At 43.1% G+C, this 23,821-nt stretch carries 28 protein-coding genes and 1 other annotated feature; of the genes, 17 read left to right on the forward strand and 11 right to left on the reverse strand.

Translation table 11 applies throughout. From position 1 onward, the window contains the following. On the forward strand, positions 1-219 hold a 219-nt coding region (locus tag OPS28_RS11845), incomplete at its 5' end, for a hypothetical protein (protein WP_265609676.1). A gap of 200 nt (positions 220-419) precedes the next feature. Here the strand turns inward: OPS28_RS11845 and OPS28_RS11850 are convergent. Both OPS28_RS11850 and OPS28_RS11855 read right to left on the reverse strand, forming a co-directional pair. Next, positions 420-788 (reverse strand): hypothetical protein, encoded by a 369-nt coding sequence (locus OPS28_RS11850; RefSeq protein ID WP_265609677.1) that lies wholly within the window; start codon positions 786-788, stop codon positions 420-422. A 339-nt stretch (positions 789-1,127) separates the two neighbouring features. Next, a complete protein-coding gene (locus tag OPS28_RS11855; protein WP_265609678.1) occupies positions 1,128-1,703 on the reverse strand; it encodes a hypothetical protein in 576 nt (191 codons plus the stop codon). 281 nt (positions 1,704-1,984) lie between these two features. Here OPS28_RS11855 and OPS28_RS11860 point away from each other — a divergent pair, with 281 nt between their 5' ends. The 16 genes from OPS28_RS11860 to soxR all read left to right on the forward strand — a co-directional run bounded on the left by OPS28_RS11860 (position 1,985) and on the right by soxR (position 15,490). Then, a complete protein-coding gene (locus OPS28_RS11860) occupies positions 1,985-2,359 on the forward strand; it encodes an HvfA family oxazolone/thioamide-modified RiPP metallophore (RefSeq protein ID WP_265609679.1) in 375 nt (124 codons plus the stop codon). 39 nt (positions 2,360-2,398) lie between these two features. Beyond that, positions 2,399-3,247 carry an HvfB family MNIO-type RiPP peptide maturase gene (locus tag OPS28_RS11865; protein ID WP_265609680.1) on the forward strand — a complete coding sequence of 283 codons (849 nt, stop codon included), beginning with the start codon at positions 2,399-2,401 and terminating at the stop codon, positions 3,245-3,247. Then, positions 3,244-3,981, forward strand: coding sequence for an HvfC family RiPP maturation protein (locus OPS28_RS11870; RefSeq protein ID WP_265609681.1), 738 nt, complete (start codon positions 3,244-3,246; stop codon positions 3,979-3,981). The genes OPS28_RS11865 and OPS28_RS11870 overlap by 4 nt, the downstream gene beginning before the upstream one ends. A gap of 135 nt (positions 3,982-4,116) precedes the next feature. Then, positions 4,117-4,239, forward strand: coding sequence for a hypothetical protein (locus tag OPS28_RS11875; protein WP_265609682.1), 123 nt, complete (start codon positions 4,117-4,119; stop codon positions 4,237-4,239). Positions 4,240-4,273: 34 nt separating this feature from the next. After that, the gene (gene apt, locus OPS28_RS11880; RefSeq protein ID WP_265609683.1) at positions 4,274-4,810 is read left to right on the forward strand and encodes an adenine phosphoribosyltransferase; all 537 of its coding nucleotides are present in this window, start codon (positions 4,274-4,276) and stop codon (positions 4,808-4,810) included. A gap of 15 nt (positions 4,811-4,825) precedes the next feature. Beyond that, entirely contained in the window at positions 4,826-7,066 is a 2,241-nt protein-coding gene (gene dnaX, locus OPS28_RS11885) for a DNA polymerase III subunit gamma/tau (RefSeq protein WP_265609684.1), read from the forward strand. Positions 7,067-7,103: 37 nt separating this feature from the next. Further along, the gene (locus OPS28_RS11890) at positions 7,104-7,430 is read left to right on the forward strand and encodes a YbaB/EbfC family nucleoid-associated protein (RefSeq protein WP_265609685.1); all 327 of its coding nucleotides are present in this window, start codon (positions 7,104-7,106) and stop codon (positions 7,428-7,430) included. Between the two features lie 3 nt (positions 7,431-7,433). Then, entirely contained in the window at positions 7,434-8,033 is a 600-nt protein-coding gene (gene recR / locus OPS28_RS11895) for a recombination mediator RecR (protein ID WP_265609686.1), read from the forward strand. A gap of 430 nt (positions 8,034-8,463) precedes the next feature. After that, positions 8,464-9,114: a hypothetical protein gene (locus OPS28_RS11900; RefSeq protein WP_265609687.1), complete on the forward strand. Its 651-nt coding sequence runs from the start codon at positions 8,464-8,466 to the stop codon at positions 9,112-9,114. A gap of 155 nt (positions 9,115-9,269) precedes the next feature. Further along, positions 9,270-9,833, forward strand: coding sequence for a S41 family peptidase (locus OPS28_RS11905; RefSeq protein WP_265609688.1), 564 nt, complete (start codon positions 9,270-9,272; stop codon positions 9,831-9,833). 346 nt (positions 9,834-10,179) lie between these two features. Continuing rightward, positions 10,180-10,311, forward strand: coding sequence for a hypothetical protein (locus tag OPS28_RS11910; protein WP_265609689.1), 132 nt, complete (start codon positions 10,180-10,182; stop codon positions 10,309-10,311). Positions 10,312-10,421: 110 nt separating this feature from the next. Further along, positions 10,422-12,344: a molecular chaperone HtpG gene (htpG, locus tag OPS28_RS11915; RefSeq protein ID WP_265609690.1), complete on the forward strand. Its 1,923-nt coding sequence runs from the start codon at positions 10,422-10,424 to the stop codon at positions 12,342-12,344. A 190-nt stretch (positions 12,345-12,534) separates the two neighbouring features. Beyond that, complete coding sequence (adk, locus tag OPS28_RS11920; RefSeq protein WP_265609691.1) at positions 12,535-13,182, forward strand: adenylate kinase; 648 nt, start codon at positions 12,535-12,537, stop codon at positions 13,180-13,182. Between the two features lie 112 nt (positions 13,183-13,294). Then, a complete protein-coding gene (locus tag OPS28_RS11925) occupies positions 13,295-13,693 on the forward strand; it encodes an MAPEG family protein (RefSeq protein ID WP_265609692.1) in 399 nt (132 codons plus the stop codon). Beyond that, the gene (locus OPS28_RS11930) at positions 13,693-14,823 is read left to right on the forward strand and encodes an alanine racemase (RefSeq protein ID WP_265609693.1); all 1,131 of its coding nucleotides are present in this window, start codon (positions 13,693-13,695) and stop codon (positions 14,821-14,823) included. The genes OPS28_RS11925 and OPS28_RS11930 overlap by 1 nt, the downstream gene beginning before the upstream one ends. Positions 14,824-15,052: 229 nt before the next feature. Next, positions 15,053-15,490 (forward strand): redox-sensitive transcriptional activator SoxR, encoded by a 438-nt coding sequence (gene soxR, locus OPS28_RS11935; protein ID WP_265609694.1) that lies wholly within the window; start codon positions 15,053-15,055, stop codon positions 15,488-15,490. Positions 15,491-15,770: 280 nt separating this feature from the next. Here the strand turns inward: soxR and lepB are convergent, their stop codons facing one another. The 9 genes from lepB to hisG form a co-directional block, all read right to left on the reverse strand. Beyond that, complete coding sequence (gene lepB, locus OPS28_RS11940; protein WP_265609695.1) at positions 15,771-16,409, reverse strand: signal peptidase I; 639 nt, start codon at positions 16,407-16,409, stop codon at positions 15,771-15,773. 106 nt (positions 16,410-16,515) lie between these two features. Continuing rightward, positions 16,516-17,145, reverse strand: coding sequence for a bifunctional phosphoribosyl-AMP cyclohydrolase/phosphoribosyl-ATP diphosphatase HisIE (gene hisIE / locus OPS28_RS11945; RefSeq protein ID WP_265609696.1), 630 nt, complete (start codon positions 17,143-17,145; stop codon positions 16,516-16,518). Continuing rightward, complete coding sequence (gene hisF, locus OPS28_RS11950) at positions 17,146-17,940, reverse strand: imidazole glycerol phosphate synthase subunit HisF (protein WP_265609697.1); 795 nt, start codon at positions 17,938-17,940, stop codon at positions 17,146-17,148. Further along, entirely contained in the window at positions 17,910-18,659 is a 750-nt protein-coding gene (gene hisA, locus OPS28_RS11955) for a 1-(5-phosphoribosyl)-5-[(5-phosphoribosylamino)methylideneamino]imidazole-4-carboxamide isomerase (protein ID WP_265609698.1), read from the reverse strand. The genes hisF and hisA overlap by 31 nt, the downstream gene beginning before the upstream one ends. Then, positions 18,656-19,258: an imidazole glycerol phosphate synthase subunit HisH gene (gene hisH / locus OPS28_RS11960; protein ID WP_265609699.1), complete on the reverse strand. Its 603-nt coding sequence runs from the start codon at positions 19,256-19,258 to the stop codon at positions 18,656-18,658. The genes hisA and hisH overlap by 4 nt, the downstream gene beginning before the upstream one ends. After that, the gene (gene hisB / locus OPS28_RS11965; protein WP_265609700.1) at positions 19,258-20,328 is read right to left on the reverse strand and encodes a bifunctional histidinol-phosphatase/imidazoleglycerol-phosphate dehydratase HisB; all 1,071 of its coding nucleotides are present in this window, start codon (positions 20,326-20,328) and stop codon (positions 19,258-19,260) included. Before hisB ends, hisH begins: the two co-directional genes overlap by 1 nt. Then, positions 20,325-21,407, reverse strand: a complete 1,083-nt coding sequence (gene hisC, locus OPS28_RS11970) for a histidinol-phosphate transaminase (RefSeq protein WP_265609701.1) — start codon at positions 21,405-21,407, stop codon at positions 20,325-20,327. The genes hisB and hisC overlap by 4 nt, the downstream gene beginning before the upstream one ends. Continuing rightward, a complete protein-coding gene (hisD, locus tag OPS28_RS11975; RefSeq protein WP_265609774.1) occupies positions 21,404-22,708 on the reverse strand; it encodes a histidinol dehydrogenase in 1,305 nt (434 codons plus the stop codon). Before hisD ends, hisC begins: the two co-directional genes overlap by 4 nt. Before the next feature lie 9 nt (positions 22,709-22,717). Continuing rightward, entirely contained in the window at positions 22,718-23,620 is a 903-nt protein-coding gene (hisG, locus tag OPS28_RS11980; protein ID WP_265609702.1) for an ATP phosphoribosyltransferase, read from the reverse strand. Positions 23,621-23,654: 34 nt separating this feature from the next. Then, positions 23,655-23,778, reverse strand: a sequence feature (His leader region). Positions 23,779-23,821 lie beyond the last annotated feature (43 nt).

Raw genomic sequence — 23,821 nt, forward strand, 5'->3', positions numbered from 1 at the left:
TCTCCCCATGTGAGAGTAGCACACCGCCAAACTCCCATTAAGAGAAAAGGCTATCCATATGGATGGCCTTTTTTCGTATTTGTGGGTGATACATCCGAGTATTATCTCGTGCTAGGCGACTCTTGCCGGATTTTTACAATATGCGTTGTGGTCAGACGAATAGATCTTATTTCACGCCGGTTAAAACAACGCACTTTCTTAACACCAATTCGTACTTAATCATAGCCTAAATCTGTACAATTAAGTCCGACGTGTCGTGCAAACTAACTACAGCTTCTAATACCTACAAAAAAAGCGCTAATAGTGAATAAAATAGGTTAGATTCCTGCCTCACACTCACGCTCTTCTAAAGTAGTGAAGCCATAATTACCGACTAAAACTAGCCAAAGATGCGTTCTGTTATGTATCAATCCTACAGATTAATGACCAGACTCGTAATGTGCTCGTGCTTCGACATATTCATAACTACCGTCAGTTTTCAGCACCAACGCGCGGACTTTATTCGGTCCATATGCTCTGATCGTTGTTGAACATGACATTGCACCATCCGGAGCACTACATCCTTCAAGCCACAGGACGTCGTCTATAGCTTCACCTTGAGGAAGGATGTCAAACGTACCGTTGGTTGAATTACGGAAAGAATAATCAAACCCAAAACAACCACCATCCCATGATTGTGAAGAACTCTGACTACCAGTAACTGAAACTTCGCACGTCATAGATGCAGCGTTAGCATTAAACGCAGCGCCAGCGGATAGTAATAAAGCACAAGCTAATAATTTTTTCATACTCTCTTCCTTAATATAGATGGTATTTATGATTGATATGCTAATCATATCGAAAAAAGATTACTAACTAATTAACATAAATTCAACAAGTGAATTAAAAAATATTTAAGCATAAAGAGCGCGTATGGGTTTTACCCATTGCGACTGTTGGAAAGGAGACGTGTCGGGGACAAATGCACTTATCTTTTAAAATACGGACTTAGATGGGGTGTTCGAGGTGCTCAAACTATATGCAAATTTGGAGTAAAGTACTTAAATCAAAATAGCCAGTGATTTTTTCAAAAATGTAAAATATAACTGGCCATTTGACTTAGCATTAAAAGCCTAAATAGTGGGTGTCTAATCAAAAATAACAATACCTTGATTAGGAATCACGGTAAAATCATTTTTACCAAAGCCTTCCAAATGGGGACAATTGTTAACCTGTCCTTCTAACATAATTGTCCCGCTTGTCAGGTTACCGTAGATTCCTGAGGCTGATACAAGGTTAACTTGTTCTTTGACTTGCATAGGTTCACCTGAAGAACAGAATGGGTCCCCAGAAATAGGTATTAACTGATCACCATCGCTGCGTATAACATAGTCTCTATTATCACCAACCATGATATGTCTTGCGGTGAAATCCCGTGGATTGACTAGTCCACGTAATGTACCACGTAAGCGAATGATGTATTTCGAACGCATTTTTTCCTCAGCGGATAAGTTTTTCCAGTTAGCTTTAACCAGCCAAACTGAAAAGCGCCCGATTTGCTCTGGTGATTCTCCTGCAACCGGGTTTGAAACTTCCATCGTTTTTACATGACCATACACTACCTTGTATTCTCCCGTTACGCTCGACTCTGCCGAAAATGCAGTAGAAGTACAAAAAAACGTTGCCAAAAAAGTGGTAGAGCGAACGATCTTTTTTAAACTCATGGAACTGACTCCTTTGTTTACAATTCATTGCTAGCGATTTCACCGAAGCGTTAAATACACGCCTCAGAAGTTAAATGTTACTATTGAATGGTTCGTATAAGATAAATTCACAATCTGAATTTAAGCAAGGTTCTTTTCACAAATTTAATAATGTTATCGCATCAGGCAGCTCACCTAGCCGGTAAATAATAAATTTTTCGAAAAATGAATTATTGTGAAATATAAAAGTCGTCGGAGCGGTCTTTTGATTGACGCCCATAAATTAATTGTCCGGAGAAAGAATGATGAAGCAAAATTCAAAGATAGCTGCAAGCGCGTTTGGTTTAGCGGCATTGACCTCACTAAGTGGTGGCCAGGTTTTAGCGGATGAAAATCCATTTGGTATGGAACATTTGTCCTCAGGTTATGTTCAAGAAGCCCCTGAAGGAAAATGCGGTGAAGGTAAGTGCGGCGGAGACAAAGCGAAACACGAAGGGAAATGTGGTGAAGGCAAGTGCGGCGGAGATAAAGCAAAACATGAAGGGAAGTGTGGTGAAGGTAAATGTGGAGGCGATAAGCATAAGCATGTAGGGAAAGATGGAGAAGGTAAGCACAAACAAAAAAGCAAAGATAAACATGAAGGAAAATGTGGTGAAGGTAAATGTGGCGGGATATAGTCATTTGTTACCCCCGAAACGTTTAATGTTGGAGAAAATGTGAAGCATATTGAAGGGGCTGGATTAGGTTTGCGGCGCGAGATGTTGGATCAGCTATTACCAGAAGTTCCATCTCAAGTAGATTTTTTAGAAGTTGCTCCGGAGAATTGGATCCCCATTGGAGGGCGGTTTAAACAGCAGTTCCAACAATGTGCGTCACAACGACCTATTACTACTCATGGGCTGTCTTTATCTATCGGCAGCCCAGATCCTCTTGATATCGATTTTGTAAAATCAATAAAAGAATTTTTACACACCTATGATATCTCGCTATATAGCGAGCATTTGAGCTACTGTTCGTTAGAAGGTCATCTTTATGACTTAATGCCTATTCCATTCACTGATGATGCCGTCAACTATGTGGCTGAACGAATTAAAGTTGTGCAGGATATTATAGAAAGGCCACTTGTATTAGAAAACGTTTCATACTATCTGGCTCCAGAGCCTCGTTTGTCTGAGCTTGAATTTATCAACGCTGTGATAGCAGAAACAGGTTGTCAGTTATTGTTGGACGTAAACAATGTCTATGTAAACAGTATTAATCATTGCTATGACCCCTATCAGTTTATAGAAGCTTTACCTTCAGAAAAAATTGTATATGGGCATATCGCGGGCCATTATGATGAAGCCGATGATTTAAAGGTCGATACCCATGGGGCGGATGTAATTGAACCAGTGTGGGAGCTTTTACACTTTGCTTATAAAACGCATGGAGTATTTCCCACTTTACTGGAACGGGACTTCAATATTCCACCTTTATCTCAGTTGCTTAGCGAAGTAAACAGAATAAAACTATTACAGGAACGTTTTGTTAAAGCTAAAATGACCAATGAAGTCGATTTGTTATGACGTTAGCCTTTCAGCAGATTCAGCATAAATTCGTATCTTCTGTGCGTTCAGGAGTGCCGATTAAAGGTGATCATGAGCTCTACCGCAGGGTAGGTATCTATCAGTCTCTGTTATTCAACAATATTCTGAATTTTGTCGATAGCGGCTTTCCTGTATTGAAAAGTATTATTGATAACAAAAAGTGGCGAGAGTTGGTAAGGGATTTTTTCCAAACATGGGAATGTAAATCGCCTTATTTTATAGCTATTAGTGAAGCGTTTTTAAATTATCTCATTGAACTTGATTTAGAAAAACACCAATTACCTATTTTTACAGTGAGCTTGGCCCATTATGAGTGGTTAGAGTTAGCTATTAGCATTCGAGATGTTGAAGTTAGATTTGCTAAAAGCAACGAAAAAGTCAGTAGCGTTAAATTATCTCCACTTGCTACTCTGGTAAGTTATCCATTTCCTGTACATCAAATCTCATCAATGAATCAACCGAGGAAATCATCAGAACTTCACTATTATGTAGTGTATCGGGATAAATCTTGTGATGTTCAATTCAGTAAGCTGGCGCCTGCTACGGCTTATGTTTTGCAGATACTAATAGAAAGCGAAACAGGAACAAGCCTGCAATCTTTAAAAAACAAGGCTATTAAAGCAATGCCATCTGTTGATCCAGCGACGATTGCAGCCGGCATGGAGCTAACTATTGCCGACATGCTAGAAAAAGGTATTTTACTTCCGGTTTAAATTGTATTTTTATTCTTCAACTATATCTGTAAATGAAAGGAAAAAGGCACTATCTTTGATAGAAGGGCTGTCAATCCTGTGAGGTTTCGATTACCATTCACAGTCTTTTGTTTTATCAACTTTCGAGTAAATCATATGGCTGATAATATAGAGTTTAACGAACCTTTCAATTGGTGGTATTTCTTCGCCATTGTTGCTGTGCTAGTGGCACTTCCATTAATGCATATCATAACCGGCTGGTTCACTTTCTGGTTTTAGTAAGAAAAATAGTAAAAAGTAATAGGTTTTTATTGTGACAGCTGAATACATTAAGTCAGTCGTTAAGACTGTGCCTGACTATCCCAAAGAAGGCGTTATGTTTAGGGATGTAACCAGTGTTCTTGAGGATCACGAAGCGTTTCATGCTTGCATACAATTATTAAAAGAACAATTCGATGGTATGGGATTTGACAAAGTAGCTGGGACCGAAGCGCGAGGTTTTTTATTTGGCGCGCCATTGGCCCTAGCGATGGAAATTGGCTTTATACCCGTTCGCAAACCAAACAAACTACCTCGTGAAGTAGTGTCTGAAAGTTATGAACTTGAATACGGAATGGATACTTTAGAAATCCATAAAGACGCCGTCAAACCAGGGGAAAAAGTCTTATTAATAGATGATCTTCTTGCTACTGGTGGTACCATGACAGCATCGGCCAATTTAATTCGTGCATTGGGTGGCATTGTCGAACATGCTGGCTTTATCATTGGCTTACCCGATTTGGGTGGGTATGAAAGGCTAAAAGAAACAGGCGTCACCCCGTTCACAATTTGTGAATTTGAAGGCGATTAAGGGTAGCGATAGTCTATGAGTTATCAGGTTCTGGCGCGAAAATGGCGCCCCGGTAAGTTCGGTGAATTAGTAGGGCAGGAACATGTGAAAACTGCCATTATCAATGCGCTCGAAAATAATCGACTGCATCATGCTTATCTATTCACAGGAACTCGAGGTGTAGGTAAAACTACCATTGCCAGAATTTTTTCAAAGAGTTTAAACTGCGAAGAGGGGCAAGGCGCAAATCCGTGTGGTCAATGCCACACTTGCATTGAGATAGAACAAGGAAATTATGTCGATCTTCTCGAAATCGACGCTGCTTCTCGCACTAAAGTGGAAGATACCCGTGAACTTTTGGATAATGTCCAGTATAAGCCCACCCGCGGTCGCTTCAAAGTTTATCTTATTGACGAAGTCCACATGCTTTCCAAGCATAGCTTTAATGCGTTGCTTAAGACGCTTGAAGAACCTCCTCCGCACGTAAAGTTTTTGTTAGCAACCACCGATCCACAAAAACTCCCTATAACAATACTATCGCGTTGTCTTCAGTTTAATTTAAAGTCGCTTTCTAGAGAACAAATAAGCAGTCAGCTTGAGTATATTCTGGATCAAGAAAGTGTAAGCTTTGAAACTAACGCCTTGGGCTTGCTCGCTAGAGCAGCGCAAGGAAGTATGCGTGACGCACTCAGCTTAACCGATCAAGCAATTGCTCAGGGCAACAATCAGGTCTCGGCGAAGGTTGTTAGTGACATGCTAGGTTTAATGGACCGAAATCAAGTGCTCAAGTTATTGGTGGCAATTACCAGTAAAAATGCTGAAGATGTGTTGGCGATTGTCGAAGATATGTCGAGCCAGGCACCTGATTACAACCAAATCTTAGCGGAATTAAGCAGTTTAATTCATCAAATAGCGTTGACTCAATGGGTACCCGAAGCGTGTAAACTGGAAACCACATCCGCCAAGATGATTTATCAGTTAGCCAAGGGCCTCGCACCTGAAGTAGTGCAGTTAATGTATCAGATCACTTTGCAAGGTAAGAAGGATTTACCTTATGCAGTGGACGGTCGCAGTGGCTTGGAAATGACATTGTTGAGAATGATGTCTTTTGCACCGGTTGCAGGACTTGAAAATACCCAGCCAATTATCGAAGCGGCCCAGCCTAACACTTCGGTTGAACAACCTATGAACGAATTGGAATCTCGCCAAAGCGATGGTGGAGAACCTGCATCCATGCTCGATTCCGAAGAAACAGATAATACTGAATCGTTGCATCAACAAGTTGATGCAATCGAAGCACAAGCAGCACAGTTAAGAGAAAGCTCATTGCGGCAAACGGCGGCTTCTGTAGAAGGAATGGCTTTTAATTCTCCGGGTGAAGAAGATGATGCTTTTGAACAAAATGTGGATAAAAATTCTACCCCACCGTCAACCTCTGCTGCTGTAAAGTCGACTGAACCCGCTCAATCATCCCAAAGCTCGCTATCTTCCGTTGAAGAAATGCTCGCGCTTAGAAAGCGTTTAAAAGCAAAGACTGAAGAGGAGAATGCAGCTGCGGTAAAAAAGTCTGAGGCGGCAACGCCTGTTGCCAGTTTAAGTGAGCTAAGAAATTCAGCGAATGTTAAAAATGATGGCGATGAAGAGACTTCTACGCCGCAAACTGAATCTCAAGCAGTAAAGCTTGCCGACTCTGAATTAGTAACCCCAGATAATGACGTGCCACCGTGGGTGACGGAGGATATTTCAGCGAAAGAGCAGTCAGAGCCATTGTCCGATGCGCCAATAGCCGCCGACGAAGACATAAGGCCTCTAATATCGGACGAAGTGGAATTCAAATCCCCAGGCAATTATCAAGGACCATTAACTGCTTATTTAGAAAATGGTGAAAAGCTTTTGCATGCTAGTCAAATTGATAACTGGAGTGCTCAGGTTGAACAGATGGGCATAGCGGGGTTGTTAAAGCAGCTTGCATTGCACGCGTCATTTGAGCGACAAGGAAATATAGTTACCCTTGAAATCGACGAGAGTCAGTCGCATTTAATTAACGAGAGTTCAACGGGACAGTTACAAGAAGCACTCTGTAACGTATTAAATGAAAATGTAAAACTAGTAGTTAATACAGGTAAACCCGCCAGAACACCATTTTCTCTTCAGCAAGACGTTAACGCAATGCGACAAACCCATGCTGAAGCGGTATTTGAAAAAGATGAAGCGATTCAGACATTGCTAAATACATTTTCTGGCAAAGTCTTGCTCGAATCAATCAGAGCCCGATAGCGTTACATCATTACAATTAAATTTAACAGGTGAAATTATGTTTAAAGGTGGAATGGGAAATATCATGAAGCAGGCGCAACAAATGCAAGAGCGCATGCAAAAAGCCCAGGAAGAACTTGCTAATATTGAAGTGACCGGCGAATCCGGTGCAGGAATGGTAAAAGTTACCCTTACCTGCAACCACAATGTACGTCGGGTTGAGATTGATCCAAGCCTGATGGATGACGACAAAGAAATGCTGGAAGATCTGATGGCAGCTGCATTTAATGATGGCGTCAGACGTATACAGGAAACCAGTAAAGAAAAAATGGGGTCAGTTACGGGCGGTATGCAAATGCCTCCTGGCTTCAAAATGCCGTTTTAATCTATGAAGTTCAGTCCCTTATTAAGCGAGTTAATCGACTCGCTTACCTGCCTTCCAGGCGTAGGTAAGAAAAGTGCCCAACGCATGGCTTTTCACTTACTCGAACGAAATCGTGAGGGGGCGCTGAAGCTAAGCGCAATTTTGCACAATGCCATGGAGCATATCCGTCATTGCAGTCAATGCAGAACTTTTACCGAAAAAGAACTTTGTGATATATGCGCGCACCCTCAACGGAGTACAGCCGGTATTTTATGTATCGTTGAAAGCCCTCAGGATGTGCTCGCCGTGGAGCAAACTATGGCTTTTGAAGGGACTTATTTTGTCCTAATGGGTCACCTTTCCCCAATTGACGGAATAGGGCCAGACGAAATAGGACTAACAGTCTTCGAATCTCAGTTGAAAGACAAACCCATTAATGAAGTTATATTAGCCACTAACCCAACAGTTGAAGGGGAGGCTACAGCACATTATATTGCCCAGTTATGTGCCAAGTACAACGTAAAAGCGAGCCGAATAGCTCATGGAGTGCCTGTAGGGGGGGAGCTAGAATATATTGACGGCAACACACTTACCCATGCTTTCTCGGGACGTCGCACTCTCTAAAAGCCGCATCAAGATAGAAAAAGCGGAATGCATTAATATGGATTTGTGTGATTACCAAGGGAAACTGTCGGGCTAATTACCGAGCGACTTTGTCGCAGTCAAGATATCAGTTAGTATTTATTTCTGCAGTTTGTATGACCGTTTTGAGTCTTGCGGAACTTCCAGCTGACGCCCCTATCGTGTGCTTTGCTTATTGCATAGCTGCGGTTCGCTTTACTTTCTACCACGCGATTCGAAAAGCCTTACCGATTCATCTGGTTGCATGATGATAGTGCAGGGTAAGTAACAATCGGGTCATTCGTTGTTTCTATCAATGAGCATAAATAGACTACAGCAACTATAATTGGAGTAGTACTCAAGAGCAATCTGCGCTTGAGATCTGTGATTTTCGATTACTTGTAATTCAAACAGCCCAATTGGGGAAATCATTATGAACAGATGCATCAAAACCATAGCAATTTTGACAGCATTATGGATTACGTTTCCATCCTACACCTTCGCACACATAATCCAAATTGGTAATGCTATTATTGAGTTGGATGTGGAAGACGACTTGAACGACTGGCAATGGAACTTCAAGGTGACGCGGGATGACACTAAGGGTCCGCCAAAGGGAGAGATTCGTAGTCTACATGTCGAGGGACTGCCAGGTGATGTGACTGATCCTTGGGAGTATGAGGATTTCGGTCCCACCACAGGACCTTGGCCAGATCCTGTCATAGACGCAACGAAGTCGAGTTTTGTCTGGTCCGTTTTCGATAACGGGAGGAATCCGCTGCTGCTGGATGGTAATTCGGAAATCTTTTCGTTTGACAGCGACTATGTACTTGCCGATGCCCTTAAAACGGGAAAATTCAGAGTCGGTGTGGATTGGCGACGGAAAGTTGGTGGTGTATTTCGCGATGTAGTCATCTGGTCGGATGTTTTCACGGATATGAACCAGTTTCCGTTCGAGCGAATAGTACAGAAGGTACCTGCGCCCGCCAGCGGGTTAGTCTTCGCGACTGGAATGCTTTGCCTTTGGATAATCCGTCGCAAGCGAAGCTGTCGACTTAAGAACAAGCTTACTTACCAAAGCTAGTACATAGAATTTGAAGTCGCTTTTTTCGAGTCCCCGACCCGGATCCTGTTTTTTTGCTTTGCAATGCATAGACAATCGGGCCGCTAGACAACTCTATAGCATTTGCTATTGGTGCTTTTACCTCATTGTGTAAAGTCGTTAGCCACTATGGGCTAATGTTTGGAGATTCAGATGCTTATCACTTTGAAATATATAGTGGTTCTAAGCGGCGCGAGATTTTGGTTGATGGAGTCTTTGGCGAGAGTGATAAATCTACCTTCACCATAGATGACTTTCTTAGTCGAAAGGTTTTAAATAACAATATTGGCTATTTGCGTATTGATAGATTCTATTATCCTCCTTACCTTGAAGAATCATTTTTTAAGTTTATGGAAGAGACTTGGCTGGCATTTAAACAAGCAAAAGTTCAAGACGTTATTATAGATGTACGTACCAACCCTGGCGGAACGGATCATTACTGGCAAAGAGGTATTTCGCCTTATGTCGCCTCAAAGCCATTTCCATTTATATCTAAATATAAAATTCGCCTCACTGAACGTAATTTAACGTTAGGGCCTGCAAAAGGTGAATTAGGCGCAATAGTCGATGGCCCGTATGAACCGCTTATACCCGTATCAGGGAAAGAAAATCAAAAACTTCCCGGTAAAGCTTATTTATTAATGGGGCCAATGAGTTACTCATCAACAATTTTTGTTTCTAACGGCATTTCAAGATGCTGAACAAGCATTAATTGTAGGTCAACGAACTGGAGTTAGGTCATGTACTACAGGTAGAATTCAACCATTTCTATTGGCTGGCTCAAATCTGGAAGTTACCATACCAACCGCTATATTTACTCGTTCAGCAGGTGCAATGAAATGTCATGACCCGATAGAGCCAGATATAGTTTTACCTGTAAGCTACGCTGAGCCTGAAAATACAATTTTTGAGTTAGAGGAAATAATTTTGGAGAAACGTATTAAAAGTTGACCTTAAGACTATTGTCGCTTAAGTAACAGTTTAATGGCAGACTAAACCCGAACACCGTTTTAAGTGGTAGCATTGTAACCAATAACGAGGTGTTCAATGACAAGACAAAAATGGTCATTTAGTCCGAAATTTAAACATGAAGCAGTCAGCCTGATTCTCGGGCAGGCTACACCAACTTTTCGTTTTATGGATGGCGACGCCTCGATTCCTCTTCTATTTAATCAATAATGATTAAAAGTAGATAAAAAACACAATTTGCTGCTTGAATTGTCAACCTTAGCCCTTATTTCCTAATTCACTAATAGAAACAACCTTATTTAACTAGGAGAATCTGGTTTATGGCTGAAGCAGCCCATCAAGAAACCCATGGTTTCCAAACCGAAGTTAAACAACTTCTCAATTTAATGATCCATTCTTTGTACTCAAACAAGGAAATATTTCTTCGAGAACTCGTATCAAATGCTGCCGACGCGGCTGACAAGCTTCGTTTTAGAGCATTGGAAAATGATGCGTTGTATGAAGATGATGGCGATCTGAATGTCAAAATCAGCGTGGACAAAGAGGCGGGTACCATAACCATTGCCGATAACGGCATTGGTATGACGCGCGATGATGTTATCACCAATTTGGGTACGATTGCCAAATCTGGTACGAAAGATTTCTTCAGCAAGCTTTCTGGCGACTCCGCTAAAGATTCTCAGCTGATTGGCCAATTTGGTGTTGGATTTTATTCTGCATTTATTGTTGCTGATAAGGTAACCGTTCGTACTCGTGCGGCAGGTGAAAAAGCTGATCAAGGTGTAGAGTGGATTTCAGATGGAGAAGGTGAATTCACTGTCGCGGATATTAATAAACCAAGCCGGGGAACAGAGGTTATTCTTCACCTGCGCGAAGATGAGAAAGAATTTGCCGATACATGGCGCTTACGCTCAATTGTAAGTAAATACTCTGATCACATCAGTATTCCAGTGCAAATGTGGAAAGATGAAGTAGCTGAGCGAGATGGTCCAGATGGGGAAAAAATCCCAGCTGAGCCTGGTAAGTGGGAAAGTGTTAACAAGGCGACAGCCTTGTGGACCCGCGATAAATCAGATATCTCTGATGAAGAATATAAAGAGTTTTATAAGCACGTTTCCCATGACTTTGCGGATCCTCTTACTTGGGCGCACAACAAAGTTGAGGGCAAAACTGAGTATACCAGTTTACTCTATATTCCTTCTAAAGCCCCGTTTGATATGTGGAACCGCGAACAAAGCCATGGCTTAAAGTTATATGTCCAACGCGTTTTCATCATGGATGACGCAGAACAATTTATGCCTACCTATCTGCGTTTTGTTAAGGGATTATTAGACTCTAATGATCTTCCACTGAATGTTTCTCGCGAAATTCTGCAAGACAACAAAATAACACAGGCGCTTCGTCAGGGCTGTACTAAACGTGTTTTGCAAATGCTCGAGAAAATGGCGAAGAATGATAAAGAGCAATACCAGTCCTTCTGGAACGAATTTGGTAACGTGCTTAAAGAAGGGCCGGCTGAAGATTTCAGTAATCGTGAGAAGATCGCGGGCCTTTTACGTTTCTCTTCAACTCACAACGATACCGATGCGCAGACCGTTTCATTAGCAGATTACATAGACCGCATGAAAGAAGGTCAGGACAAAATCTACTATGTTACGGCCGACAGTTACCAAGCCGCTAAGACGAGCCCACATTTGGAAATCTTCCGTAAAAAAGGCATCGAAGTGCTATTGCTGGGCGAACGTATCGATGAATGGTTGATGCAACACTTGACCGAATTCAATGAAAAGTCTTTCCAGTCAATTTCTAAAGGTAATTTAGATTTAGGTGAACTGGACGATGAAGATACTAAAAAAGCGCAAGAAGAAGCAGAAAAACAGGTTGAAGGTGTCTTAGAAAGAGCCAAAACTGCGCTAGGCGAGAAAGTTGAAGAAGTCAAATTTACCCACCGATTAACTGACTCCCCTGCATGTATAGTAGCGGATGAGCATGGAATGAGCACACAGATGGTTAAGTTAATGCAGGCGGCGGGTCAGCAAGTGCCAGATGTGAAGTATCACTTTGAACTTAACCCTGAACATCAACTAGTCAAAATGTTGTCTGATGTACAGGATGAGGAAATGTTTAAACAGTGGGTTGAAGTACTGTTCGACCAGGCTGCGCTGTCAGAGCAGGGCAGTTTGAAAGATCCTTCAAGCTTTGTACGCAACATGAACACATTATTAATGAACTTAGTTAAATAATGGGTAAACTGTAAATTTAAGTACATGAAATGGGCCTTTATGGCCCATTTTTAATTGATACACACATAAAGATACTTTTATAGGGCAGGTTGGCACCTAAAAAGGAAGTGAAAAAGCCTTGTTTCGCTTGTCACTTTTGAATGGAGTGTGTAAAGTGCCGACAGAAATATTAAAAGTGGAGAATGCACTCATGCGAATGATACTTCTCGGCGCACCAGGAGCCGGAAAAGGAACGCAAGCACAGTTTTTGATGAACAAGTTTAGTATTCCGCAAATTTCAACCGGCGATATGCTTCGCTCAGCCATAAAAGCTGGTACCGAACTTGGGCTGAAAGCCAAGCAAGTGATGGATGAAGGTAAACTGGTTTCCGATGACATCATTATTGGTCTGGTAAAAGAGCGCATCGCGCAGGATGATTGTAAAGACGGGTTTCTTCTTGATGGGTTTCCGCGCACTATTCCACAAGCTGATGCTATGAAAGATGCTGGTATTACCATCGATCATGTTATTGAATTTGATGTTCCAGATGACGTGATAGTCGAACGCATGGCGGGGCGTAGAGTTCATCCTGCATCAGGCCGTGTATATCATGTCGTGTTTAACCCTCCACAAAATGAGGGCAAGGATGACATTACTGGCGAAGACTTGATCGTACGAGACGATGATCAGGAAAGTACGGTACGTAAACGTCTGGGTGTCTATCATGAGCAAACTGAGCCTCTGGTTGATTACTATCAAGCAGAAGCAGAAGCAGGCAACTGCGTCTATCACAAAATTGATGGAACGCAGCCGGTTGCAAAAGTAAAAGAAAAATTAGCAGCTGAATTAACTGCTTAATCGAAAAAGTCGCGTAGGCGGCTTTTTTTGTTTCACATTGTATCTAATTGACTGAAAACGCCGTAGAAGTTACCGTTAGCATTACATCAATAGCGCACCGGGAGATGTGCCAATGAGTTTACCCATCACCGCATTTTACGCAAGTTTGCTCGGACTGTGTTACCTGTACCTTTCGCTGGCTGTTATTGCGATAAGACGAAAGGCGCGGATAGGTATCGGAGATGGCGGTAATCATGATTTGATGCGTATTACTCGTGTTCACGCCAATTTCAATGAATATGTTCCAATTACTCTAATTATGTTGGCATGTTTAGAAAGCATCAGCCATTGGGATACGGTGATGCACATAGGCGCAATGGCGCTGTTATTTGGCAGAGTATTGCATGCCTATGGACTGCGTCATCATGACGGCGCTAGTTGGCAGCGCTTTGCTGGTATGATTATGACGTTTTTATCTATGCTGTTACTGGCCGCTACAAATCTATTCCAACTTCATTTTTTGGTGGTGTAGTGACCGCACTTGATCAAATCATTACCCCCGCGTGTGTAATTCAACTGAACAAACTTGAACAAAATGCGAAACGTGTATTCGATATCTGTGAAAAACAGCAACTAACATTACGTCCGCATGTAAAAACACTTAAGAGTTTGGAAGCAGCACGTATTTATGCTCCCGCACCTATGCCCATTACCGTTTCTACGCTGGCGGAAGCAACGTGTTTCGCAGAAGCAGGATATACTGACATTCTTTATGCTGTGACCCTTACGCCAAATAAGCTTACGAGAGTCGAGACTTTACTCAATAGCGCCGTTAACCTAACTGTAATTGTAGATTCAGTTGCGGCGGTAAAAGCAATGTCCCGGTCACTAACGCACGCTGATAGCCTCATTCCCGTTGCCATCGAAATTGATTGCGATAGTCATCGAGCGGGTGTGAAACCTGATTCTCAGGAACTCCTAGATATCGCTGACGAAATATCCGCCGTTAAATCACTTCGATTTGCGGGGCTAATGACTCATGCCGGCGCTTCGTATGCCGCACTCACAGTTGAGGAACAGTGTAGTATCGCCGAGGCCGAACGTAATGCTGTGTTATATGCGGCTGACCGTTTGCGGGCGCAGGGAATAGAGTGTGAAATGCTTTCCGTCGGTTCCACTCCCACAATACTTGCACCCATATCTCACACAGGCGTCACGGAATTGCGTGCTGGCGTCTATGCTACCTTTGATTGTGTTATGGCCGGTTTGAACCTATGCGCCTACAATGATATCGCGATGAGTGTGTTAACGACGGTTATCGGCTTTCATTGTGATGAAAACGGGGTTTTAATTGACGCGGGTTGGATGGCTTTATCGAGAGATAACGGAACGAGTGGGCAAGCGTATAATTGTGGCTACGGCTTAGTATGTAACAAAAGTGGGGAATTATTAAAGGGATGGTTTGTCGAATCAACTAACCAAGAGCATGGTATCATAAGGCATAAAGAAAACCTCGATCCCCAAGCGGTCTTCTCGTTCGGTGATGTATTGAGAATATTACCTATACACGCCTGTGCTACTGCAGCGCAATACTCTCATTATTACGTAACATCTGACGACCAAACCATCGACGCTACATGGCAACGAATCAATGGCTGGTAGTCGAAAACTGCACATCATTTAAATGTCATTGCTGCGATATAAAATTTAAAAATTTTCATCCTCCAATTCTGCTTTTCATCGGGTCTTATTTTAGTGGGGTGCGCGATACTATTTTTAGTCTGATTTCTATGCATTTTCATTTTCCGTTTTCGAATATTTAAGTTAGCCACTTTTCTACAGTGCAAAAGCATGCTAAAACCTTAACTAAGGTTTAGGTCAATGGTGTTTTATGGAAAATTTATCGGTAGGTGATATAGCGAAAAGGTGCGGGGTGAATGTATCGGCCCTTCACTTTTACGAGCGTAAAGGGTTAATAAGTAGTACTCGAAACACTGGAAACCAGCGTCGTTATGGGCGCGATACAATTCGCCGTGTCAGTTTGATTAGAGTTGCTCAACAATTAGGGATTTCACTGGAAGAGGTTAAGTCAGTATTTCAGTCTTTGCCAAAGTTTGGCGCCCCAAATCACGCTCAATGGGAGAAGCTGGCCAAGCACTGGCAAAAACAACTGAATGAGAGAATTACAATGTTGGAAAAACTACGAGATTCGCTTACGGGCTGTATAGGATGTGGCTGCTTGTCGATGCAACGGTGTCCGTTATACAACCCAGAAGACCAAGCCGCGAAAAAAGGCAGTGGCCCGGTTTTCTTATTACAAGATGAATAATTAATCGTGCGCCGCATCAATGAGGCTCACTTAAATAATCGTTTACCATTTTTAATAGCGAGCTAAATAGGGGGAGGTTGCTTGGCCTTAATCGGGCGAAAATGGCGCAGGTCAAAAGTGGATAAAGCTGCGCCTATGTGCAAAAAGAGTAAAACTTCTACTTTTCGTCACATCAATAAGAAACGCTATTGCATTCTTTCATCGCTGTACTGCATTGAATATATTCTCCTTTCCCAAAGGTAATCAATCATTATGGCGAAATAAAATACCACGAGCGGCACTAAATTAATGGTTTAAGCCAGCGGTCTTTCCGTGGTAGCCAGTAATTCGTTTTATCTAACGATGCCACTATCCGTAATGCCTTACCCTGCAACTCTTCGATTGGGACAAAGCCGTGGACCCGGGAATCGGCACTTTTATTTCGATTGTCTCCTAGAACCAGAACGTGGCCTTTAGGCACTGTGACTGGGGCAAAAGTGGAAAGTGGGTGAGTGTCTGCACTGACCTTTATAGTGTGCGTTAACGGGTCAAGGTTTTCATTGCGCATTGCTCCCGACAACCTTTCGTATCGAACCGGCTGATCGTTAATGTAAAGCCTGTTGTCAATCATGCCGATATTATCGCCGGGCACGCCAATAACTCGTTTAACCAAGTGCTCATCAGCCGCCGAACTGTTTATAGTGACAATATCGCCCCGCTGAACCTTACCGGTGGTAAAAATCTTTATATCAGTGAAAGGTACTTCCAGCGCGTAGGCGGTTTTGTCTACAAAGATGCGGTCTCCAGCTATCAGGTTAGGCTCCATTGAGCCTGAGGGCACGTGATACCAGTCGGCGATACTGCTTCTGAATACAAACATTAATCCAATGAACAGAATAAACGACCAGTTAGCTTGCCATAACCTATTAATTGAACGCATTTGTCCATCCTTTAGCTTTAAAAGTGTCTAATATAAAATAGGCCGTCAAAGCGTTAAATCTACAATTTTGCGACCACAGGTATAAATACAAAGATTAAATGTCCCGTTAGGCATTCGTGTCAGCATGCCGCTTTCTTAACACATCAATCACATCTGCCATAGAACAATCAGATGCATGCAGGAGTACCATTAAGTGGTAAAGCAAATCAGCGGCTTCGTTTTTCAACTCGTCAATATCGCCTGTGGCGGCCGCTAAAGCAGTTTCAACACCTTCCTCTCCCACTTTTTGAGCTATTCTTTTTATCCCTTGCTGGTAAAGTGAGGCGGTGTAACTGGTTTCATCACCATCGCTTTTCCGCGCTGTAATAAGCTGCTCTAATTCAGATAAGAACGAATAGTCAGGTAACGAGCTATTAAACCAACAACTTTTTGCACCGGTATGACAGGTGGGGCCGTTAGGTTTTGCTAATATTAGTATGGCATCATTATCGCAATCTGCATTGGCTTCAATAAGATCCAGGGTATGCCCAGATATCTCTCCTTTCATCCATAAACGGTTTTTCGAACGGCTGAAGAAGGTTACCTTACCCGACCTTAGCGTATGTCGAAGTGCTTCTTCGTTCATATAACCTTGCATGAGTAGTTGAGCAGAATTACCGTTTTGCACAATAACGGGGAGTAAACCATCCATCTTTTTCCACGCTAACTTATCGATGTCATCAATATTGAGTGTCATTTAACTCTCCGTCTTAATATAGGGGGTGCGCATAACTACTCCCGCCTCGGCTAATGCCTGTTTTAATTCGCTTATTTGAATTATATCTTTATGAAACACAGATGCAGCTAGCGCGCCATCGACGTCAGCTTGATTAAATACCTCTTCGAAATGCGAAACATTCCCCGCGCCACCTGACGCTATTAAAGGGACAGCGCATACTTTACGTACCGCTTTTAGCTGTGTTATGTCATAACCTTGGCGCACCCCGTCCTGGTTCATGCAATTTAGTACAATTTCGCCTGCTCCGCGCAGTTGCACCTCTTGAACCCACTCAAGTGTGTGCCAATGGGTTTGCTGTGTGCGGGTTGCATCGCCGGTAAATTTGTAAACTTCGTACTTCTGCGTATTTTCATTGAAAAAGCTGTCTATACCAATCACAATGCATTGCTGCCCGAATTCGTCATGCAGTTGATTTATAAGTTCTGGGTTAGTAAGAGCAGGGGAGTTGATAGAAATTTTATCGGCACCCATTGCTAAAATATGGCCGGCCTCCTGTACAGATTTGATGCCTCCCGCCACACAAAACGGAATATCGATGACTTCAGCGATACGACTTACCCAGCTTTTGTCGACCGTACGGGCGTCAGAGCTGGCGGTTATATCATAGAAGACCAGTTCATCCGCCCCCGCTGAAGCATAAAGTTCAGCCAGCGGAACGATATCACCCATTATTTCGTGATTACGAAACTGAACACCTTTTACTACTTTGCCATCACGAACATCTAAGCAAGGGATGATGCGTTTTGCCAACATTCAATAGCCTCCTTAACCGCAAAATTACCTTCTAATAACGCCTTTCCAAGGATAACGCCAGCTACCTTCGCTGGTTTTAATGCCTCAATATCCTGCAACGAGCCTATACCACCTGAAGCTTGCCATTCAATGCTCGGATATTGCCGAGATAATTGGGTGTAGAGCTCAATATTTGAACCTGAGAGTGTGCCATCCCGGCTTATATCGGTACATAAAACATGTTTGATGCCAGCGTCTAAGTAGCTATTAAGCAAAGACTCCAGGTGAATTCCAGAATTTTTTTCCCAACCGTTTACTGCCAGCCATTTTCGGTTTTGTTCATCTATATTGATATCAAGGGCTAACACAATTTGCTCACTGCCGTATCGCTTCAACCAACTTTTAACTTTTTCTGGTTGTTTAACGGCTAACGATCCGATTACTACCCGATCCACTCCACTTTGTAATAGTTGTTCTACATCATACTGAGTCCTAACTCCCCCACCTGCCTGAAATTTCATGCGATTCGTTGCCGTCATTTGCTTTATCAAAGACAGTTGACGTTTGGTGGTATCTTTCGCTCCTGTTAAATCAACAATATGTAACCACTGAGCACCGTCATCCGCATAGCGATTAAGCGCTTCCAAGGGGGACATCCTGTAGGCGGTTTTTTGTTGGTAATCTCCTTGATAGAGCCTTACAACTTCACCTTCAATTAAATCGATTGCTGGAATAATCATAGGGTTAAAAAGTTCCTTAGTAATTGCGCGCCCGCTTCACCAGATCGCTCAGGGTGAAATTGCACTCCATAAAAGTTATCTTTCATTAGTGCGGCTGAAAACGGGCGCGCATACTCGCAGCAGGCCACGGTGAAAGAGGACAACTGTACACAAAAGCTATGTACAAAATAAAAATACGTTTTATCGGGTATACCTTGAAATAATGCATTAGATGCCGCGGTAGAAACGGTATTCCATCCCATGTGAGGAAGGCGTTGCTCGTTAACTTGCATGCGCACCACTTCTCCAGGGATAAGATTTAAACAAGCAACGGAACCCGTTTTGCTTTCGTGTGAGTGTTCAACCATTAATTGCATCCCAAGACATACACCCAGGACAGGCTGCGAAAGTTGCTGAACGGTGTGGATTAAATCTTTTTGCCCGATACTTCGCATTGCAGCGCCAGCGCTCCCCACTCCGGGTAATAGCACTTTGTCTGCGCGCTGAATTAGGTTTGCATCGTCGGTCACCAATACGCTACTGCCTAATCGCTCAAGAGCTATACGGACTGATGAAATATTGGCACACCCGGTATTAATAATAACTACCTTTTGCTGCATTATAAGGCTCCCTTACTACTAGGTAAGTCGTTGCCTTGACGGGTGATGGCCTGTCGCAGTGCCCGTCCAAACACCTTAAACAAGCTCTCAACTTGATGATGCGCATTACCCTCGGTAGTGCTGAGGTGAAGCGATAATCCCATACTCTGGGCAAGAGAGTAGAAGAAGTGCTCTACCATCTCTGTTGCCATGCTACCCACTTGATCCCGGGTGAAGCTCGCGTTGAACTTGAGGTAAGGACGGCTTGAAATATCCATGACGCATTCAGCGCGACATTCATCCATAGGTAAGGCAAAACCAAAGCGTCCTATGCCTCGTTTATTCCCCAATGCTTTTCTTAGCGCCTCGCCTAAAGCTAAAGCAGTGTCTTCGACACTATGGTGATCGTCAATATGCAAATCTCCTTTCACAGATAATTGCATAGCAAAACCGCCGTGGGTAGCAATCTGATCCAGCATGTGATCAAAAAAGCCTACGCCAGTATCAATAGATGACTTTTCAGTGCTATCTAAGTTAACTTCCACTTGAATATCTGTTTCGCTGGTGGATCGGCGAACCAGCGCTATTCGTTCTGAAGTAAGCAGCTGCTTTTGAATTGCCAGCCAGTTATTGTGCTTTCTATCATACCGTATACCCTTGATTCCCATATTTCCGGCAAGCTGAATATCAGTGTCACGATCACCGATGACATAAGAGCGAGAAAAGTCTACGCGGCCCTGCTGCAGATAGTCTTTCAGTAAACCCAAGCGAGGCTTTCTGCAACTACAATTGTCTTCTTCGAAATGCGGGCAAATTAATATGTCATCGAAAACAACACCCTGGCTTGTAAAAAATTGCATCATCATGTCATGCGGGGCGTCGAAGTCGGGTTTTGGAAAGCTCGACGTGCCTAGCCCATCTTGATTACTCACCATTACCAGTCTGAACCCCTCACTTTGTAGTTTAAGCAGCGCCGGAATAACATGAGGTTCGAATACCAGTTTGTCCAGCCGATCAAGTTGCTTATCTCCAGGGGGCTCCTCTACTAACGTGCCATCTCTATCAATAAAAAGTATGGGTTGCTGACTCATGCGACTTCTCCAGAATCATTAAGGTAGTTATCAATTAATAATAGAAAACGGTCGTTTTGTTCGCGGCTTCCAATTGTCATACGTAAACAATCTGTTAGGCCACATTGCTTCGACTGATCACGTATTAGCATGCCATTAGCTACAAGGTATTGCATAAGTTGGGTGCGATAGGTGTACTGAAACAAGATGAAATTTGCTTCGGTTCCTCCCTTTAAGGAAAAACCAGCCTTGTTCGAAAGTATATGTCGAACCCTAGTTTGCTCCTCGGCCAGGTAATTAACTTGCTCCCGCATCAGTGCTACGCCTTCTACCGACAATGCTTTTTGCGCAATCTGGGCTACCGGAGCTGAGATAGGGTAAGGTGCAATAGTCTTGAGTAGCGATTGAATGATTGCTGGATTGGCCAAAGTAAATCCACAGCGGAGGCCTGCCAAAGCGAAAGCTTTTGATAGTGTTCGCAATACCACTAAGTTGGGAAAGGTTTCAAGTAAGGTGGCCCAGTTCTGTTGAGGAGAAAACTCAACATACGCCTCGTCTAATACCACTAAGGCTGAATCTGCAAAATGCGTCAGTAACTGAGTTATATCGTTTTTATCTAGCAAGGTTCCGGTTGGGTTGTTCGGAGAACACAAAAAAACAATATTAACCTTATCAATTGCTTTGATCCCTTCAATATCGAGGGAAAAATCTTCCTTTAAAGGCACCTCTACTGTGTTGATTCCACTCGTTTGAGCGCTAATTTTGTACATACCGTATGTAGGCGGGCAGATAAGAATGGAATCTTTGTTGTATTCACAGAAAGTGCGAATTAGAAGCTCTATACCTTCGTCCGCGCCGCGTGTGGCTAACACGTTATCCGCTTTAACTTGGGCATAATTCGCATAGGCGTCGATCAACCCTTGTGGCTGACAATCCGGATATCGGTTGTACGCAGTAACCTCCACCTCCAGTTCATTACAGAACGGCGATTCATTGGCGTTTAGCCAGTCAGTTCCTCCACTGAATAAACGACGTGCAGATTCATAGGGCGTGAGAGTTTTTAAATTAGGGTTTAATAGCTTCGAGGTAAGTGAACTCATTTACAGGTCTCCTCAATGGCTTTTAGTCTTATCAAAACTGCTTGTTCGTGCGCATCTAACCCTTCAACTGCCGCCAAAACACTGACTGCGTGTCCAATCTGCTGCAAACCTTGTTTTGATATTTCCTGTACCGTATAGCGTCTGACGAAGTCGCTTAAACCTAAGCTGGAATAGGTTCTTGAAAATCCGTAGGTAGGTAATACATGATTAGTCCCCGATGCATAATCGCCTGCTGATTCCGGTGACCAGGCTCCTAAAAAGATTGAACCTGCATTTTTGATGATGGGGAGCAAATCACGCGCATTGTCAGTTTGAAGAATAAGGTGTTCAGGCGCATATAGATTACTCACGTTAACCGATTCAGTTACCGAGTTAGTTACAATATAGCGTGCATTATTCATTGCGGCTTTCGCGATCGATTGGCGGGAAAGCGTTTGCAATTGTTTATTAATTTCAGCACGTACTTGCGCAACTATCTTTCTACTTGAGCATACCAAAATGGCTTGGGAGTCCTCACCGTGTTCGGCTTGAGAAAGTAGATCCGCGGCGATAAAAGCCGGATTGGCATTCTCATCCGCTAAAACCAAGACCTCTGATGGGCCTGCGGGCATATCGATTGCTGCGCCGTCGCCCATCTGACTGACTTGTTGTTTAGCCTCTGTCACAAAGCGATTACCGGGGCCGAAAATCTTACCTGCTTTACTAATCACCTTAGTGCCGAACGCCATGGCAGCGATAGCCTGCGCGCCACCACACAGGTAAATATTTTCAATACCACAACGTTTAGCCGCATAAGCAATTTCTGGAGCAATTAAGCCTTTAGCGTTTGGAGGGGTGCACAGGGAAATTGTATTGCACCCAGCTATTCTTGCTGGGATGCCTAACATGAGTACTGTCGAGGGAAGTGGCGCACTACCACCAGGAATATAGAATCCCACTGACTCAATAGGATCGGTTCGCTGCTCACAAATTACTCCGGGACGAGTTTCGACTGTAATTGTGTTTTGCTTCTGGGCAATATGAAAGCGTTCGATATTTTCGTATGCCATTTCAATAGCTTTTTGTATTTTTTCGGGAACAAGATCGGCGAGTTTGGTCAGTTGTTCTGCATCAAGCTTAAGCGTTGTGGACGAGCTGCAATCAAATTGACGTGTAAATTCAAGTACCGCCTCATCACCACGTTCTTTTACTGAACTTATTATGTTCTTTACTTTTTCACTCACGGAGGCCGCTGTAGTTGAAGCGGGGCGCATCAATATTTGTGTTTGTTGTTCAGCTGTAAGCGTATTCCAGTTAATCATCATTGACCCTTATCCCATCATCTTCTCAATAGGCATAACCAGAATAGAGCTACACCCTAAAGACTTAAGTTTTTCCATCGTTTCCCAAAACAAATTCTCAGAGCTCACAACGTGAACGGCGACGAGTTCCTCATTCCCAGCCAGGGGTAGGATAGTTGGATTTTCTGAGCCAGGCAGCAAGCTTTTCACTTGCTCTATATATGTTTTAGGGGCATGCAGCATGATGTACTTACTTTCTTTTGCTTGCATTACGCCATCTATTCGTGGAATTAACCGGTTGATTAGGCTAACTTTTTCATCGCAAAATTCACTGTCGGCCCGTTGAATTAATACTGCTTTTGAACGGAAGATGACTTCTTTTTCTATTAAACCGTTTGCTTCAAGTGTTGCACCAGTAGAAACAAGGTCACATATTGCATCAGCGACGCCCGCCCGCGGGGCGACTTCGACAGAGCCAGTTAGCATAACCGCTTTGGCATTAACCTTTTGTTCAACAAAATAGCGTTCCAGCAAATAAGGGTAGGTAGTAGCGACGCGCTTTTTCTCTAACGATCCGATTCCGGTGTAGCTGGCTTCCTTCGGTACGGCAATCGATAAGCGGCATCCTCCATAATCTAGCCGTCTGAGCACCTCAAAATCGCTTGGCTTATTTGCCGCTTTTCGCTCAAGCATTTTTTCTTCCAGCTCGTTTTCACCTATAAAACCTAGATCAACCACTCCGTCCATCACTAGGCCAGGGATGTCATCATCGCGTACACGCAACAAATCAATAGGTTGATTGGTAGAATGAGCAATGAGCAAACGATCTCTGATATTAAGCTTAATTCCTATGGCTTTAAGCAATGCAATGCTTTCGTCGCTCAGTCGCCCAGATTTTTGTACAGCAATACGTAATCTTCCACTTTCACTCATTGTCGTCTTCCTCATTTCACGTTTTTGAAGCACAAAAACAAAACCCCCAGAAGTTTCCTTCTAGGGGCTTAATAAAATGAGTGTTCTGCGCCGCTGGAAGGAAACAATAGACCTTCCAGCACAAACCGAAAGGTTATGCTAAATGATGGTGGTGATGATTAGTTGCGCAAAAATTCATGTATAAAAATAAATAATTTAGTA

The organism is Alteromonas sp. ASW11-130 (assembly GCF_026183735.1).
Classification (GTDB): Bacteria; Pseudomonadota; Gammaproteobacteria; order Enterobacterales; family Alteromonadaceae; genus Alteromonas.